This is a genomic window from Marinobacterium aestuarii, from assembly GCF_001651805.1.
Classification (GTDB): Bacteria; Pseudomonadota; Gammaproteobacteria; order Pseudomonadales; family Balneatricaceae; genus Marinobacterium_A; species Marinobacterium_A aestuarii.
The window spans coordinates 3,246,156-3,262,741 of sequence record NZ_CP015839.1 but is presented as its reverse complement, the minus strand read 5'-3'; the positions used below and the strand labels follow the sequence as shown (position 1 = coordinate 3,262,741).

Sequence of the window (16,586 nt, the reverse complement as noted above, 5' to 3'; positions counted from 1 at the left end):
CTATCATGCCCAACGGTTATTTACTGTCGTTCTTTCCTGCTCTTGTCTGCGTGCGCGCTTGTGTCCGTTCAGCGCAGTCTTTTCCTGTCCTGCTTAAAGCGTTGCTGCATCTGTTGCTGCTGCTGTTGGTATTCTGCGCGACGATGCCGTCGGCGCGGGCTGGCAATCCGGTGCTGCTGCTGGATGCCGCCAGCGGTGAAATTCTGCGCCAGGAGGGGCTCGATCAGCAGTGGTATCCGGCATCGCTGGCCAAACTCATGACACTCTATCTGACATTCGAGGCACTCGATGCGGGTCGGCTGACGCTGGATGCTGCCTTGCCGGTGTCCCGGCAGGCGGCGGCGCAGCCCGCCGTGCGGCTCGGGCTGCGTGCGGGAGCCACAATCACAGTGGCGCAGGCGATAGAAGCGCTGGCTACAGTGTCGTCCAATGATGTCGCTGTGGTGCTGGCCGAGGCGCTGGGCGGGAGCGAAGCGCGCTTTGCCGAGCAGATGACGGCGCGTGCGCAGACGCTTGGCATGGCGGATACCCACTATCGCAATGCCAGCGGCCTGCCCGATGCGCAGCAGGTAACCACGGCGCGGGACCAGGCCATTCTGGCCTGGCGTCTGTTGCAGGACTTTCCCCAGCGCTACGGGCTTTTTGCTACTCGCTCGACCCGCTACAAGGGTCGCACCCTGCACACCCATAACGGCATGCTCGGGCGCTATCCGGGTGTGGATGGTCTGAAGACCGGTTTCACCTGCGCGGCGGGCTACAACATTGCGGTCTCGGCACGGCGTGATAACCGGCGCCTGCTTGCGGTGGTGCTGGGGGCGAATAGCCGGGCGGCGCGGGACAAGCAGGTGAAGCTGTTGCTGGATGAAGGCTTTGCCGCCTCGGTTACAGCATCCGACTCTATGGCTGAGAGTCCGCCGTTTATGCAGCGGCCCGAGCTGCAGTCCGTGGCGATGCAAGGCCCGATCGGGCGCAGCGGCTGTGAGCGGGGCCCCGCGAGGGGAGAGCAGCAGGCGATCTGGCCGATTGAAAGCTGGGGTCTGCTGCTGGGGATCTATCCTGACCGGGCTCAGGCGCGGCGCGCCATCGCAACGGTTAAGGCGCAGCTGGGTGGGGCTTTGGAAGGCGGGCGTCCGTTGCTGCTGGAGCGGGATATGGAAAACGGCACGTCCTGGAAGGCGTTGCTGATCGGTTACAAGCGCGACAATGTCGGTGTCGTTTGCCTGCGGATGCGGGCCAAAAATCTAGACTGTGTCGCCCAGCCGCCTTTCATGCTTAATTTGCCGGGCTACGCCAAGCGCTGAGACTCTGGGTGGGAACTGAAAAGTGGCAAGTCGACAGTTGAAAGTAAAAGGTCGAAAGTCGAAAGCGGAAACGGAGCACGGCAAGTCCGGGTCGGTTTATTGCGGGAGAATCTGGTTGAAGGTGCGAATGCTAAAAGGATATCTGAGAGTGTTGCTGCAGTGTGCGGTGACGCTGTTGCTATTCTGTGCGCCGCCGCTCTGGGCGCAAAGTCCGGTGTGGCGTATTGCAGATGGTTCCAGTGTGCTCTATCTGGGGGCGACGGTGCATATGCTCAGGCCCGGGGACTTGCCGTTGCCAGGCGTGTTCGATGAGGTCTATGCGCAGTCTGATGTGTTGCTGTTTGAGGCGGATCTCGGCGCTTTGGCGCAACCGGATGTACAGGGTCTGATCGCACAGGGAATGGTCTATGCCGATGGTGGCAGTTTGTCGGAGCATGTGTCGGAGTCAACCTGGCAGCGGCTGGAGCGCTACGCCGTCAGTCACGGACTGGCGCCGCAGATGCTGCAGCCGCTGCGGCCATCCGGTGTATTTCTGACGTTGCTGGGCATTGAAATGATGCGCCTTGGGGCAACAGAGGAAGGTGTCGACATGCGCCTGTATCGCCAGGCGCTGGATGATGGCAAGCCGGTGATTGGGCTCGAGACCATTGAGCAGCATCTGGAATATCTGTTTTCGATGGGGGAGGAGGATCCCGACCTCTTCATGACCCAGGTGCTCGATGAGCTGGAAGTCGACAGCGCCATGCTCGATACCCTGATTGATGCCTGGCGCCGGGGTGATGAGGCGGTGCTGTACGATGAGCTGGTGCTGCAGTTGAAGCTCGAGTACGAACCGCTTTATCGCACCCTGGTGCTGGAGCGTAACCGACTCTGGTGGTCGCAGATAGAGGCCTTGCTGCATAGCCCGCAAACCGAGCTGGTACTGGTGGGCGCGGCCCATCTGGTGGGGCCGGATGGGTTGCTGTCCCGCGCGCGCGGGCTTGGCTTTACGGTCGAGGCAATGCAGTAGCCGCTGTGGAATAACAACGGCACTGCGGTGACTGTGGCTCAGTGACCGCGGTGCATCTGCAGCCAAAGGCGGGTACGCTCGCTATCAATGCCTGGCAGCTCTGTCTGGAGTGCCAGTTCGAAGAGCGCGTCCAGGCTGCAGTGGGTCTGGGCGCGTTCCAGTTTTTGCCAGATCCGCGCGCCCTTGTCGGTGCAGTATTCGATATACAGAAACCAGTGCTCGCGAACCTTGCCGCTGGCGTCCTTGCGCTTGCCGGGGGCGGCCCAGGCGTGCAGTGGGCATGCGTGACGCAGGCTTTGGAGGCGCCGGGTGAGGCCCTGTTCTGTACTTTTTTGTGTATGTGGCAATGTATTTATCTGTGTATCGGCGTGCTGCTGCGCCTGCAAATCGTGCCTGGGCTGGGCCCGGCAGGGCGCTGCCGCTTCAGATACTGTGTGGAAATGTGCTTCGAACATGCCGTGCTCCCATGTTTTAACGAAAGACTTGGCCGCTGTGGCATGTCTTTCAAGACTCATTCATGAGAGCTGACGTATAAAGTGCGGATACCTGATTGGTTGTCGGTATAGACCGCATCGCCGCTTGGCGGCAACCACCTTGCCCAGGTTGGCAGGTTGGCGAGGACGTCAGCCCTTCTCGTGATGCAAAACTGTGTAACGCCGAGCAAATTTAACTGCTCAAAAGAAATAACGCAAGGGTGAAATTGTGCCCGTTTGCCTTTGGGGCTAGCAGGTCTTCGCGCCCCGCTGCAGCGGCTGCCCCAGGTACTCGGCCAGACAGCGGGCATTGGCCTGGCGCATCAGTAGCTGGCAGCGCTCGCCGGGCTCTAGCCAGAATGCCATGCCCTGGTTTCCGTGGCTGTCGTGCGCCTGGGCAGAGCCCGGCTGCGCGCCGGGGATCACTGTATGGAAGTGCAGTTTGAGCAGGCCCAGCATCGGCAAGGGGTTGTCCTTGCCGGTGACGACCAGCCAGTTGCCGCTGTCCAGCGTCAGTACGCTGAAGCGACTGCCATCGGGCAGTGCACACAACTGCAGATCGGTCACGGCCAGGGGACGCTCCAGCCCCAGCAGATTACCAAGGGCCACCACCAGAGCGCCGTCGGCATCGCACTCCAGCGCCAGTTCATCAACCAGGGGTGGCTGTGCCAGCGCCAGAGACAGGTCCCTGGCATCGAGCGCACAGTGCAGCTCAAGCTGAGTAAGCGGGTTGGGTATTTCGACGGCGGCATTCATGCGGGCGATCTCGACTGGATGCGGATTGGTCACGGACTTTAAGCAGAGGGGTTAACCGCGGATCATTTATCCGCGGCCTTTAGCCTCAGCTCTATTAGCCTCTAAAGTAACGCTGCTCGACAAAGGGCATCTTGCTGATGCGCATTGGCAGTTTTTTGCCGCGGACTTCGGCGTAGATGGTGCTGTCCATCACGGCGGCGGCGCTGCTGACGTAGCCCATGGCGATGGAGGCGCCGGCGCTGGGGCCGAAGGTGCCGGAGGTCACAACGCCGATACGGTTGTCGTCGGCATCAAACAGTTCGGTGCCTTCGCGTACCGGAGCGCGGCCTTCGCCAATCATGCCCACGCGCTTGCGGCTGTTGTCCTTGCTGGCGATCTGACCAAGGATGATGTCGGCACCGGGGAAGCCGCCGGCACGCTCGCCATCGGCGCGGCGGCACTTGGAAATGGCCCACAGCAGGCTGGCTTCCACCGGCGTGGTGTGGGTGTCCAGGTCGTGACCGTACAGGCACAGGCCGGATTCCAGGCGCAGTGAGTCGCGGGCACCCAGGCCAATGAAATCGACTTCAGGCTGAGCCAGCAGCAAGCGGCTCAGGCGGTCGGCGTCGCCGGCGGGGATGGAGATTTCATAGCCATCCTCGCCGGTGTAGCCTGAGCGGCTGATAAAGCAGTCGGCGCCATCAATGCTGATACGGCCGCTGTCCATGAACACCATCTCGGCCACCTGGGGTGCCAGCCGGCTCAGTGCTGTCACTGCGGCTGGGCCCTGCAGCGCGATCAGGGCGCGATCATCCAGCTCTTCCAGGGTTACGCCTTCAGGCAGGTGCGCGCGCATGTGGGCGATATCCTGTTCCTTGCAGGCTGCGTTGACCACGACATAGAGGCTGTCACCCCAGTTGGCGACCATCAGGTCGTCCAGAATGCCGCCCTGATCGTTGGTGAAGATGGCATAGCGCTGCTTGCCCACCGGCAGGTCGATGATGTCCACCGGCACCAGGGCTTCCAGCATGGCGGCAGCCCCTGCGCCTGTCAGCATGACCTGGCCCATGTGGGATACGTCGAACAGGCCTGCCTGCTCGCGGGTCTGCAGGTGCTCCTTCTTTACACCCAGCGGATACTGCACCGGCATCTCGTAGCCTGCAAAGGGCACCATTTTGGCGCCAAGCTCCAGGTGCAGGTCGTACAGTGGGGTCTTTTTCAGGGCGCTGTTGGTTTGTTCTGCCATGATGTGCTCCGTATCAAGGATGTGTTGGTTGTCCGGGTGCCGGGCGGAATAGTCTCGCCCATGCAACTTCGGATAAACTAAGTTTCCAATAGGAAACGAAATTAGCGGATCATTAGGACGATTGCAATAGATAAATAGCCTTGGGCTGTCGCAATGGCGCAGCAAGGTGTCGTCTCTGTGTGCCTGCAATTGATGTAAAACGTCGGTGTAAAAAAAAAGGCCGCCATTCCAGGGGAGAGGAAGGACGGCCCTATCAGGACGAGGGGAGCAGTATAGCAGTGCCGCCGGAGATGTGGTGGCACGCCTCGGCGGCGGCTGTACTCAGGCCGTAACCCAGAGGATCACGGCGTCTGCTTCGCTGGTGGATATCAGGGTATGGCCCATCTCGCAGTCATAGTAGGCGCTGTCACCTTCGGCCAGATCAATGGGTTCGTAGAATTCGGTATAGAAGCGGATGCTGCCGCTGAGTACGTACAGCAGTTCTTCGCCATCGTGGCGTACCCAGTCGGCGTATTCATCAAAGCTGCGAGCTCGCACTGTGGTCTTGTACGGGATCATTTTCTTGTTGGTCAGCTGGGATGCCAGCATCTCGTGTTCGTAGGTCGGGGTGGCGCGCGGCTTGCCTTCACCGCAGCGCGTAATATCGCGCCGGCCACCGCTGCTGCGGGTCTTGCTGGGCTGGGAGAACAGTTGCGGGATATCGATGCCCAGGCCCTTTACCAGTTTGTTGACGGCGGTAAAGGTCGGGGAGATTTGCTCGTTTTCGATCTTGGACAGGGTGGAGCGGGCCAGTCCCGTGCGCTTGCTGGCTTCTTCCAGGGTGAGGTTCTGGCTGAGGCGGATTTCGCGCACGCGCTTGCCCAGCTGCAGAGGTTCGACGATGGCTTCGTGGCTGGCGGCGCTGACCTGGAGTTCGGGTGGCGACTGGGGCTGGTCGGACATGAGCATTCACTCCTGAGTGCCGGGTCTGCGCACCGGCGGCGTGCCTGGGCGCGCATGCTAGGCGGCGTGGGGCGAGCGACAGGGCGGCAGAAGGATTGAGAACCGGCATCTAATTTTATATTTCCCTGATATTACACAAGCTGCCAGATGTTGGAAAGAAAGCCCGTTGTTGGTGATTGATTCCGACTAAAGGGAATTAAGTTTCCAATAGGAAATATTTCTTTGATTTTTGGAAACTCTGTTGCTAGTCTAACTGTTCTCTGGGGTTAAGCCTGTACCGGGCACAGAGATTGACGGGTTTCGCCTTCTGGCTGTTTGCCAATCATACTGTTAGCTGTGCTACGGCATTAACGTAATGGTTTAACCCCCAAGAGCAGCAGGAAAAGTATTGATGAACATAGACGCGTTCATGGACAGGTTTGAACAGATGTTGTCAGCGTCGCTGGCGTGGCTGAGCAGCCCGACCTTTTACTCCCAGATCGGCCTGATTTCGATCGCGCTATTGGTGGGTTATTCCATCGCGGCCTACCTGAAGAGTCATTCGCCGCTGCTGAGAAAGCGGCCGCTGGAAGGGCCTCTGCTGCGTCTGCGACTGCAGATCTATGCATCGCGCAACCTGCTGTTGCCGTTGATGCTGATTTTGATGCTGTCGATTGCCGCCGACCTGAGTCAGACACTGCTGGGCCAGAACTGGCTGGTGCGTCTGGGTTTGAGCTTCGCTGTAGTGTTCATGCTCTACTCGCTCATCAAGCGCTTTGTGGAGAAGAAGTTTTTTCGCACCCTGGCATCCTGGGTCTTTCTGCCCATCGCCCTGTTGCATATTTTTGGCTGGCTCGACGGCCTGATCGCCTACCTCGAAAGTATTTCGGTGGAGGTCGGCAATATTCAGGTGTCTGCCTATGGTGTGGTGCGGGTACTGATTTTCGGATCGGTGCTGTTCTGGCTCGGACGGCTGTCGAATACCGCCGGTCAGCAGATCATCCGTAGCCAGCAGGATCTGGATGCGGGCACGCGGGAAGTCTTTGCCAAGCTGTTTCAGATTGCGCTCTTCTTTGTTGTCTTCATTCTGCTGCTGCAGATCATGGGCATCAATCTGACAGCACTGGCGGTCTTCGGGGGCGCCCTGGGTGTGGGGCTTGGTTTTGGCCTGCAGTCCATCGCCTCGAACTTTATCTCCGGCATTATCCTGCTGCTGGAGCGCTCGCTCAGCGTGGGTGACTACGTCGAGATGGAGGATGGCCGCAAGGGCATGATTCGCGAGCTGAACATGAGATCCACCACGCTGGAAACCTTTGATGGCAAAGACATCATGGTGCCTAACGAGCAGTTTATCAGCGGCAGTTTTACCAACTGGACGCACAAAAACGTCAAGCAGCGTTACGCACTGGAATTTCAGGTGTCCTACAAGACAGACCTGCATTTCCTGTTCGATCTGCTGCGTACCGTAGTGGCGAGTCACCCGCGGGTGATCAGCGGCGAGCAGGTGCCCATTGAAGAACGGCCGGATGCCGAGATCAGCGGTTTTGGTGATTCGGGTGTGGATATCCTGGTGGAGTTCTGGATGGAAGGGGTCGATGACGGCGAGAACCGCGTAGGCGGGGATCTGCTGCTGATGATCTGGGATGCATTCAAGGAACACGATATCGAGATTCCGTTCCCGCAGCGCGAAGTCAGGGTACTGAATCCGGCGGGGTCCGGGGTGTCCTGAACAGGGCACTCGGGACTTAGTTTTACTCACATTAGATGTAGCAGGCGACGCGATGGCACTGAGCATATTTGATCTGTTCAAAATTGGGGTTGGACCCTCGTCGTCCCATACGGTGGGGCCCATGGTTGCGGCCAACCGCTTTGTGGCGGAACTCACCGAGGGCAAGCTGATGCCCAGGGTCGCGGCGGTGAAGGTGAGCCTGTACGGCTCACTGGCCATGACCGGCAAGGGGCATGCCACCGATACCGCTGTGATGCTGGGCCTTTTGGGCGAGCAACCCGATTTGGTGGATCCGGCCGCTATCGACGATCTCATTGCGCAGATCCGCAGCAGCGGCAACCTGTTGCTGGGCGGAACCCTGCCGGTGGCGTTTCGCGAAGCCGATCATCTGCGCTTTCATTTTGGCGAGTCCCTGCCCAAGCACCCCAACGGCATGCGCATCGAAGTGCTGGATGCCGCCGGGCTGATTTTCTACAGCAATGTGTATTACTCGGTGGGTGGCGGTTTCGTGCTCAGTGATATAGAGGCCAATGATCAGGGTCGCGGCGTTGAGGATGAATCCATCGAAGTGCCGTACCCGTTCAACAATGCCGTTGAATTGCTGGCCTACGGCGATGAAGCCGGCCTGAGCATTGCCGAGCTGGTGATGGAGAACGAGCGCACTCGTTACGGGGATGCGGAAATCAGCCAGCGTCTGCTGAAAATCTGGCAGGTGATGGATGACTGCATCCGTGAAGGCTGCAAGCACACCGGCGAGCTGCCGGGCGGGCTGCACATCAAGCGCCGTGCCCACGACATGTGGCAGGAACTGGTGAATCATCCGGAACGCAGCATCAAGGATCACCTTACGGTGCTCGACTGGGTCAATCTCTATGCCATCGCCGTGAACGAGGAAAATGCCGCCAGTGGGCGTGTTGTGACCGCGCCCACCAATGGCGCCGCGGGCGTGATTCCGGCGGTACTGGCCTATTACGATCGCTTCGTGCCGGGCAGCAGCGTTGAGGGTATCAAGACCTTTCTGGTGACCGCCGCCGCCATCGGCATGCTGTACAAGAAAAACGCTTCTATCTCTGCCGCGGAAGTCGGCTGTCAGGGCGAGATAGGCGTGGCCTGTTCCATGGCCGCCGGTGCTTTGTGCGCCGTGCTCGGGGGCAGTAATCGCCAGATCGAAAACGCCGCCGAGATCGGCATGGAACACAATCTGGGTCTGACCTGTGATCCCATCGGTGGTCTGGTGCAGGTACCCTGCATCGAGCGCAACACCATGGGAGCGGTCAAGGCCATCAATGCGGCGCGTCTGGCGCTGCGCGGTACCGGTGAGCACCATGTATCGCTGGATAGCGTGATCGAGACCATGCGCCAGACCGGTCTCGACATGCAGGACAAGTACAAGGAAACGTCCACCGGCGGCCTGGCCGTCAACGTGGTGGCCTGTTAATCAACCTTCAGTCAGCTGGGAACAATAAGACCATGAGCACACAGGATCTCTACGCCAACGCTGAACGCGCCGCGTTTTTCACCCAGGACCTCGGCGCCGCCGACCCTGTATTGCAGCGTGCGGTGGATGCGGAATTCCGCCGCCAGGACAGCCAGATTGAGCTGATCGCCTCGGAAAACATTGTCTCCAAGGCGGTAATGCAGGCCCAGGGCACGGTGTTGACCAACAAGTACGCCGAAGGCTATCCGGGTCGCCGTTACTACGGTGGCTGCGAGTTTGTTGACGAAGCCGAAGCCCTGGCGATTTCCCGCGCCAAAGAGCTGTTCAACTGCGAATTCGTCAATGTGCAGCCCCATTCCGGTGCCCAGGCCAACGGCGCTGTGATGCTGGCGCTGCTGCAGCCAGGTGATACTGTGCTGGGCATGTCGCTGGATGCCGGTGGCCACCTGACCCACGGTGCGCGTCCTGCGCTGTCGGGCAAATGGTTCAATGCTGTGCAGTACGGCGTCTCCCCGGAGACTCAGCGTATCGACTACGATGCCGTGGAAGCCCTGGCGGTTGAATGCCAGCCCAAGCTGATTATCGCCGGCGGTTCGGCCATTCCCCGTGAAATCGACTTTGCGCGTTTTCGTGCCATTGCCGACAAGGTGGGCGCACTGCTGATGGTCGACATGGCCCATATCGCAGGTCTGGTTGCCACAGGTGCGCACCCGAGCCCGCTGCCCCACGCCCATGTGGTGACCACCACCACCCACAAGACCCTGCGTGGCCCCCGTGGCGGCATGATACTGTGCAACGACCTGGATCTGGGCAAAAAGATCAATTCCGCGGTGTTCCCGGGTCTGCAGGGTGGCCCGCTGATGCATGTCATCGCCGCCAAGGCCGTGGCCTTCGGTGAAGCGCTGCAGCCGGGCTTCAAGACCTATATCGATCAGGTGCGCGAAAACGCCCGCATTCTGGCGGCCGTCATGGTCGAGCGCGGTTGTGATGTCGTTACCGGTGGCACCGATACGCACCTGATGCTGGTGGACCTGCGGCCCAAGGGCCTGAAGGGCAACCAGGTGGAAGAGGCGCTGGAGCGTGCCGGCATCACCTGCAACAAGAATGGCATCCCGTTTGACCCGGAAAAGCCCATGGTCACCTCCGGTATCCGTCTGGGTACCCCGGCCGGCACCACCCGTGGTTTTGGCGCCGCCGAATTTAGCCAGATCGGGCATCTGATCAACGATGTGCTGGATGGTCTGGTGGCAAGCCCTGAAGGCAACGCGGCAGTGGAAGCCAAGGTACTGGCCGAGGTCGAAGCCCTCTGCGCCCGTTTCCCGCTGTATCGCTAACTGTATCGTTAAAAGCGGCTCTGGCGGGCACAAGCCCGTCGGGCCAAAGACTACGAATTGAACTGAAAATAGTGCTTTAGAAGGATTTCTCGATGAACAATGTGCCCAATACTCTGAAATATACTGCATCTCACGAGTGGATTCTCGATAATGGCGACGGCACCGTAACCGTCGGTATTACTGACCACGCCCAGGAGCTGCTCGGCGATGTGGTTTTCGTTGAACTGCCTGAAGTCGGCCGTGATGTCGCCAAGGGTGAAGACTTCTCCCTGGTGGAGTCCGTCAAGGCGGCATCCGATATCTACGCACCCCTGTCTGGCGAAGTAATTGAAGTGAACGAGGCTCTGGTCGATGCCCCCGAGACCCTGAACGAAGATGCCTATCAGGCAGGCTGGATCGCGAAACTGAAACTGAGCGACGCCACCGAGCTGGAAGCACTGCTCGATGCCAGCGCCTATCAGGCGACGGTTGCGGAATAAGTTGGGCCCATAGCCGAACCTGCGCCAGCAGGGCGGTTACCGATGCAAAACGCGAAGAGCCGTGCGCTCTTCGCTTTTTTAGAACCCGTTGCCGGTTTCGGTAGATCCGAAGCCGGCACAGAGCACGCAGGTAGTGTTATGGCTGTTAAACCCCGTACCTTGATTGAACTTGAGCAGCGCACGGATTTCACCCGTCGCCATATTGGCCCCGATGCGGCCGAACAGCAGTCCATGCTGCAGACCCTGAATGCCGAGTCGCTAGACGACCTGATGCGCCAGACAGTGCCGTCCAGCATTCTGCTCGACGATGCCCTGGCCATGAACGACGGCGAGACCGAAGTCCAGGCGCTGAACTATCTGCAGGGCCTGGCGCGGCAGAACAAGGTCAACAAGTCTTATATCGGTATGGGTTACCACAACACCCGCGTGCCCAACATCATCCTGCGCAACGTGCTGGAAAATCCGGGCTGGTACACCGCCTACACGCCCTACCAGCCAGAAATTGCCCAGGGCCGCCTGGAATCCCTGCTCAACTATCAGCAGCTGGTAATGGATCTCACCGGCATGGATCTGGCCAACGCCTCCCTGCTGGACGAAGCCACGGCTGCGGCCGAGGCCATGACGCTGTGCAAGCGCTCCAACCGCAAGAAGAGCAACACCTATTTTGTCGCCGATGATGTGCATCCGCAGACCATCGACGTTATCCGTACCCGCGCCGAGTACTTCGGTTACGAGGTTGTAGTAGCGCCGGCGTCAGAGCTGGATCAGCACGATGTGTTCGGCGCGCAGCTGCAGTATCCCGGTACCTGCGGCAACATCACCGATATCAAGAGCCTGATCGCCAGTGCCAAGGGCCAGCAGGCCATGGTGGCGGTGGCGGCCGACCCAATGGCGCTGGTACTGCTGAAATCCCCGGGCGAGCTGGGGGCCGACGTAGTACTGGGGTCTATGCAGCGCTTTGGCGTGCCCATGGGCTTTGGTGGCCCCCATGCGGCCTTCTTTGCCGCCAGCGACAAGCTCAAGCGTTCGGTGCCGGGCCGCATTATCGGCGTCTCCGTCGATACCCGTGGCAACCCGGCGCTGCGCATGGCGATGCAGACCCGCGAGCAGCACATCCGTCGCGAGAAGGCGACCTCCAACATCTGTACTGCCCAGGCGCTGCTGGCCAACATGGCGAGCTTCTATGCCGTGTACCACGGCCCGGATGGTCTTAAAGCTATCGCCGAGCGTACGCACCGTCTTACCGCCATTCTGGCCATTGGCCTGAAAGACAAGGGCTTTGCGGTTAACGACAGCTACTTCGATACCCTGACCCTGACCCTGGGTGACCAGCAGCAGGCGGTGTACCAGCGCGCCCTGGCCCAGGGTTGCAACCTGCGCCTCAACGGCACTGACCGTCTGGGTATCAGCCTGGATGAAACCACCAGTGCCGCCGATGTCGCCGAGCTGTTCGACGTCATTCTGGGTGCTGGTCACGGCCTGGATGTGGCCGCTATCGATGCGCGGATTATGGCAGGCGAGGCCACCGGCATTGCCGCTGAACACCGCCGTGAAGATGCCATCCTGACCCATCCTGTGTTCAACACCCACCACAGCGAAACCGAAATGCTGCGTTACATGAAGCAGCTCGAGAACAAGGATTACTCCCTGGTTCACGGCATGATTCCGCTGGGTTCCTGCACCATGAAGCTCAACGCCACCGCCGAAATGATTCCGGTGACCTGGCCCGAGTTCGCCAATATCCATCCCTTCGCACCGGTAGACCAGATTCAGGGTTACCACCGCATGCTTGAAGAGCTGGAAGCCATGCTGGTGGAAATTACCGGGTACGACAACGTCTCGCTGCAGCCCAACTCCGGTGCCCAGGGCGAGTACGCCGGCTTGCTGGCGATCCGCAAGTACCAGGAATCCATCGGCGAAGGTCACCGCGATATCTGCCTGATTCCGTCTTCCGCCCACGGTACCAACCCTGCGTCCGCGGCCATGATGGGCATGAAGGTCGTGATCGTTGAGTGCGACGCCAAAGGTAACGTCGATGTGGCAGACATGCGTGCCAAGGCCGAGCAGCACAGCGAAAATCTGAGCTGCCTGATGATTACCTACCCGTCCACCCACGGTGTGTTCGAGCAGGAAATTGTCGAGATCTGCGCTCTGGTGCACAAGCACGGCGGCCAGGTGTATATGGATGGCGCCAACATGAATGCTCAGGTCGGTATCTCCAAGCCCGGCCTGATTGGTTCCGACGTATCGCACCTTAACCTGCACAAGACCTTCGCCATTCCCCACGGCGGCGGCGGCCCGGGCATGGGTCCTATCGGTGTGAAGAGCCATCTGGCCCCTTTCCTGCCAGGCCATCAGGTGAGTGCTGTACCGGGTCTGGACAACCAGAACGGCGCAGTCTCTGCAGCGCCTTTCGGTTCAGGCGCCATCTTGCCGATCAGCTACATGTACATCCGCATGCTGGGCAAGTCCGGCCTCAAGGACTCCACCCGTGTGGCGATTCTGGGTGCCAACTACCTGGCCGAGAAGCTCGGCGAGCACTACCCGATTTTGTACCGTGGCGGCAACGGTCGTGTTGCCCACGAATGCATCGTCGATATACGCCCGCTGAAAGAAGCCTGCGGCGTGAGCGAGGAAGATATCGCCAAGCGCCTGATGGACTACGGTTTCCACGCGCCCACCATGTCTTTCCCGGTGGCCGGCACCCTGATGATCGAGCCGACCGAGTCTGAATCCAAGGCGGAGCTGGATCGCTTCATCGAAGCCATGGTGAAGATTCGCGGCGAAATCAGCCGCGTTGAGTCCGGTGAATGGACCGCGGAAAACAACCCGCTGCACCATGCACCGCACACCATGGCGGACCTGGTGGGTGACTGGGATCGTCCCTACGGGCGTGACGAAGCGGTCTTCCCGACCGAATCGACCCGTCGCAACAAGTTCTGGCCGGCGGCCAACCGTATCGACAACGTATTCGGCGATCGCAATTTCATTTGCTCCTGCCCGTCGATTGATAACTATCGGGAAGACTGAGGTTAGGAGGCTGTCCGACAGTATTTAACCTACTGCGAACTATCTGAGTTTGGCTGATTTTTTGTGGTGTTTTGCGTTAAATAGAACCAGTATTTGCCGTGAAACACCGCGAAAACCAGCTCAAATCAGCCGGCTCTCGCTACGGTCAGGATACTCGGACATGCTCCTGGCGATTAGGGCTCTCGAGTTCGGGAGCTGTAATCTGAAACTTTGAAAACGGTTGTTCGGTTTGAAACGCAAAAGGCCCTGCAGAAATGCAGGGCCTTTTGCGTTTTGTATTGGGTGTTGAGTTGAACAAGCGGGTCTGTGGGACGTTCGATACTTCTCTTGAAAACGCCCGGCATGGCCGCGCTCCTGCGCTTACCTGTATAGCTGAAGGAGCCGGGGCAGCGCGGTGTTATTCGCCAGTGCTGCGGGCTCCTGCACAGGTGTTTCATCGGCGAACGGGATGCAGTAGAGAGCAATGACATGGGTAACACTTTGCTGGGTATGTATACGTATGGACTCTTGAATCTTCAGTGCTGCTGGATTATTTGATGGTTTGTACTGCGTCTTGCTGGCGCGATATTTTTTTGCTCGTGCAAATAAGGTATCCAAGATTTTTAGCATTGAAGAATGCGTCATCCATCAGCCGGCCTTCGGCTGTACTGTTGGACGTGAGTACTCCCGACCGACCATTAACCGTGCACGAAGGTACGCAAGGCGAAGTCGCAGGCTGAGTGAGCCCGTGTCAACGTTGCCAGCGGCATCGCAGGGCACAGCGATGCCGCGTCCCCGGTTATATAGCGACGTAAAACGTAGCAGGTAGGAGTCTGTAGTTTTAGCTGTGCTGGGAGGTTGCAAGGTCATGATTTTTCTCTTCTCACGCTAACCTGTGACTGAGGGAGTCACATCCGCCTCGGCGTCTGTGCAACCCGGCCTGCAGGCGTCGGACGTTTCAATCGAACCCAGCGCAGGCGTCATTCGTTGGACGCCGCGCGAATATGCGATCCGTCAAACAATGGAACCAGTAAACACTATTTTCAGCGTCTGCACTGTGCGCTTGCGTACACATAATCAGAACCGGGAAAAAGCCAAGGATGATATGGGTAACAGTTTACTGGGCGTGGTGCTTCCCGTGCCTCGGATTTTGAGCGTTGCAAGAGTTCTAGCATGCTGCCGGCGGAGAATTGATACGGCTTCCGGGAGTCTGTATTTCGCCGCTTTGCCTTGAAGAATGCGCCACCCGTCAGCCGGCCTTCGGCGGCTCTGCGCACCGGAATAATGCCTCAATCTGCAGTTCGGCAGTCCCTGTATTCGCTCCGCGGCTCTGGTCGCTGGCAACAAGTGTTCAGGCGTCGAAATCGAGGCGGTACGCCAGTTTGATCTTGCCAGCATTATCGTCAACGGTACCCCCGGAAGCAGTGAGGGACTCATAGCCCAGGTAGAGGCTGATATTATGCATATGGGTTTCGATATCCATGACAAACCCGGTCTGCAGCCGGCGTTCTATATTAGTGTCGGTGACGGTTTGCAACGACACTTCAGGTCCGAATGACGCCCAGTGTGATCCCAGGCGAAGGTCTTGTTCGCCTGATACGCGATAGTGGCTCTTGGTCCGTTGCTCTTGCGTGAAGGGCAGGCTCTTTTGCGAGACCTCTGCAACCAGGTTGATGTCCCACCCCGTCCAGGCCTTCTCAGACAGGGTCAATGCCCAGCTGTCGATGTCACCGGTATAAGAGGCCGCAGCGCAATCGAGTGCGCGCTGCGCGGATGTTTCGAATTTGGCGCTCAGGTAAATGAAAACGATACTGGAGAACGACAGGCCGGTGCGGTATTCATCGCATGGCGTGTCGCCATTCCAATCGCGGAAAATATAATCCGTGCTGGCTGTGATTTTCGTGTCGGCCCAGGGTGTGAAACCCAGCTTGGCGGCGGCACGGCGTTCACCCGCACTCACGACACTGCCGTATGGGTGGAAGCCCTCGCTGAATTGGCTCAGGGCCAGGCCATAACTGAAGCCATTAACGGGCTTCCTGGCAAGTTGAAAGCGGATACCGGAGCCTCCTGCGGTGCGTTGCGAGGAGCCGCTTTGCGCTGCAAGGGCAAGCTCCCCCGTGAAGTCGAAATCTTTAGCCAGAGCGGCTGGGGTAAATTCTCCCTGCAGGCTGGCCAGCCACAGGCCGTCGAGTCCGTCGCCGACTGTCTGCTGTCGGAACAGGCTCAGTTTTACATCGTTGTGACCCTTCTTGCTGGCCCAGCCCATACCCGCCCGGTAGCGGTCATCACCTGAGCGGCCTATAACGATATCGGTGTGGAGTATGTCGCCTAGAGGCTGAAAGGGAAGTGTCTGTACGGTGTCCAGGTGTTGGTCGATGAAGCCGCTGCTTGGAATAACTACTGAAGGCGCTGTGCTGCTGCCAAAAGTCGCTAGCTTGGCGTCTACGCCGGGGAGCCCTGCACCGTCGGATTGGCCGGTCATATTAGCTCTAACAAAGGGACGAACATCATGCAGCGGTGCTGAAGAGCAGCCAGACATTACGGCTGCGAGGACCGCGAGGAGGGTGGCATATAGGGGCTGAAGTTTAAGGGCTTGCAGCTTCGACTCCCGGTTAGGTTTGTCACTGCAACAGGGGTGAATACCTGCACAGACTATGGCGGGATTCGGCCGGAATAACGCTTCAACAGCCATCTCTGCTGGCACTAAAGAGCCAGCGCCCATAGGCAAACCAATTTATTATTTTGGAAATAACCTACAGAATACAAGGGAAAGCTTCAAGGTTTTCTTAACAAAATCTGAATGGGTGCGGTTCAAGTACATAGGTAACAGTTCAGTTCAATAACACTTTGCTGGGCACTAATAGTTCCTGGTTCTCGAGACTGCCGTGGTTTCGGACGCTGCGAGGCGGTTG

General features: G+C 58.9%; 12 protein-coding genes and 1 riboswitch. Of the genes, 7 read left to right on the top strand and 5 right to left on the bottom strand.

All coding sequences use genetic code 11. The features are described from left to right. Positions 1-101: 101 nt before the first annotated feature. Positions 102-1,301: a D-alanyl-D-alanine carboxypeptidase family protein gene (locus A8C75_RS14250; RefSeq protein WP_067383653.1), complete on the top strand. Its 1,200-nt coding sequence runs from the start codon at positions 102-104 to the stop codon at positions 1,299-1,301. 127 nt (positions 1,302-1,428) lie between these two features. Next, positions 1,429-2,310: a TraB/GumN family protein gene (locus A8C75_RS14245; RefSeq protein ID WP_084784079.1), complete on the top strand. Its 882-nt coding sequence runs from the start codon at positions 1,429-1,431 to the stop codon at positions 2,308-2,310. Positions 2,311-2,348: 38 nt separating this feature from the next. Here A8C75_RS14245 and A8C75_RS14240 read toward each other — a convergent pair whose 3' ends face one another. The 4 genes from A8C75_RS14240 to A8C75_RS14225 form a co-directional block, all read right to left on the bottom strand. Beyond that, positions 2,349-2,765, bottom strand: coding sequence for a hypothetical protein (locus A8C75_RS14240; protein ID WP_067383651.1), 417 nt, complete (start codon positions 2,763-2,765; stop codon positions 2,349-2,351). A gap of 85 nt (positions 2,766-2,850) precedes the next feature. Continuing rightward, positions 2,851-2,957, bottom strand: a riboswitch (SAM-I-IV-variant riboswitch). Between the two features lie 75 nt (positions 2,958-3,032). Then, positions 3,033-3,572, bottom strand: a complete 540-nt coding sequence (locus A8C75_RS14235) for a hypothetical protein (RefSeq protein WP_067383648.1) — start codon at positions 3,570-3,572, stop codon at positions 3,033-3,035. 61 nt (positions 3,573-3,633) lie between these two features. Then, a complete protein-coding gene (gene gcvT, locus A8C75_RS14230) occupies positions 3,634-4,764 on the bottom strand; it encodes a glycine cleavage system aminomethyltransferase GcvT (RefSeq protein ID WP_067383646.1) in 1,131 nt (376 codons plus the stop codon). A gap of 321 nt (positions 4,765-5,085) precedes the next feature. Then, positions 5,086-5,706 carry a helix-turn-helix domain-containing protein gene (locus A8C75_RS14225; protein WP_067383644.1) on the bottom strand — a complete coding sequence of 207 codons (621 nt, stop codon included), beginning with the start codon at positions 5,704-5,706 and terminating at the stop codon, positions 5,086-5,088. 391 nt (positions 5,707-6,097) lie between these two features. Here A8C75_RS14225 and A8C75_RS14220 point away from each other — a divergent pair, with 391 nt between their 5' ends. The 5 genes from A8C75_RS14220 to gcvP all read left to right on the top strand — a co-directional run bounded on the left by A8C75_RS14220 (position 6,098) and on the right by gcvP (position 13,695). Then, positions 6,098-7,414: a mechanosensitive ion channel family protein gene (locus A8C75_RS14220; RefSeq protein ID WP_067383642.1), complete on the top strand. Its 1,317-nt coding sequence runs from the start codon at positions 6,098-6,100 to the stop codon at positions 7,412-7,414. A gap of 52 nt (positions 7,415-7,466) precedes the next feature. Continuing rightward, complete coding sequence (locus A8C75_RS14215) at positions 7,467-8,852, top strand: L-serine ammonia-lyase (RefSeq protein WP_067383640.1); 1,386 nt, start codon at positions 7,467-7,469, stop codon at positions 8,850-8,852. A gap of 32 nt (positions 8,853-8,884) precedes the next feature. Further along, positions 8,885-10,186: a serine hydroxymethyltransferase gene (locus tag A8C75_RS14210; RefSeq protein ID WP_067383637.1), complete on the top strand. Its 1,302-nt coding sequence runs from the start codon at positions 8,885-8,887 to the stop codon at positions 10,184-10,186. Between the two features lie 92 nt (positions 10,187-10,278). Continuing rightward, positions 10,279-10,665 carry a glycine cleavage system protein GcvH gene (gene gcvH, locus A8C75_RS14205; RefSeq protein ID WP_067383633.1) on the top strand — a complete coding sequence of 129 codons (387 nt, stop codon included), beginning with the start codon at positions 10,279-10,281 and terminating at the stop codon, positions 10,663-10,665. A 138-nt stretch (positions 10,666-10,803) separates the two neighbouring features. Beyond that, a complete protein-coding gene (gcvP, locus tag A8C75_RS14200) occupies positions 10,804-13,695 on the top strand; it encodes an aminomethyl-transferring glycine dehydrogenase (RefSeq protein WP_067383631.1) in 2,892 nt (963 codons plus the stop codon). Positions 13,696-15,025: 1,330 nt separating this feature from the next. Here gcvP and A8C75_RS14190 read toward each other — a convergent pair. Next, on the bottom strand, positions 15,026-16,156 hold the full coding sequence (locus A8C75_RS14190) for a hypothetical protein (RefSeq protein ID WP_067383626.1): 1,131 nt from the start codon (positions 16,154-16,156) through the stop codon (positions 15,026-15,028). Positions 16,157-16,586: the final 430 nt, after the last annotated feature.

Excerpts from the sequence above, each read along its gene's own strand:
- gcvP (WP_067383631.1), top strand. The coding sequence starts at position 10,804 with ATGGCTGTTAAACCCCGTACCTTGATTGAACTTGAGCAGCGCACGGAT.
- A8C75_RS14215 (WP_067383640.1), top strand. The coding sequence starts at position 7,467 with ATGGCACTGAGCATATTTGATCTGTTCAAAATTGGGGTTGGACCCTCG.
- A8C75_RS14225 (WP_067383644.1), bottom strand. The coding sequence starts at position 5,706 with ATGTCCGACCAGCCCCAGTCGCCACCCGAACTCCAGGTCAGCGCCGCC.
- A8C75_RS14190 (WP_067383626.1), bottom strand. The coding sequence starts at position 16,156 with ATGACCGGCCAATCCGACGGTGCAGGGCTCCCCGGCGTAGACGCCAAG.
- A8C75_RS14210 (WP_067383637.1), top strand. The coding sequence starts at position 8,885 with ATGAGCACACAGGATCTCTACGCCAACGCTGAACGCGCCGCGTTTTTC.
- gcvT (WP_067383646.1), bottom strand. The coding sequence starts at position 4,764 with ATGGCAGAACAAACCAACAGCGCCCTGAAAAAGACCCCACTGTACGAC.
- A8C75_RS14220 (WP_067383642.1), top strand. The coding sequence starts at position 6,098 with ATGAACATAGACGCGTTCATGGACAGGTTTGAACAGATGTTGTCAGCG.
- A8C75_RS14245 (WP_084784079.1), top strand. The coding sequence starts at position 1,429 with ATGCTAAAAGGATATCTGAGAGTGTTGCTGCAGTGTGCGGTGACGCTG.
- gcvH (WP_067383633.1), top strand. The coding sequence starts at position 10,279 with ATGAACAATGTGCCCAATACTCTGAAATATACTGCATCTCACGAGTGG.
- A8C75_RS14240 (WP_067383651.1), bottom strand. The coding sequence starts at position 2,765 with ATGTTCGAAGCACATTTCCACACAGTATCTGAAGCGGCAGCGCCCTGC.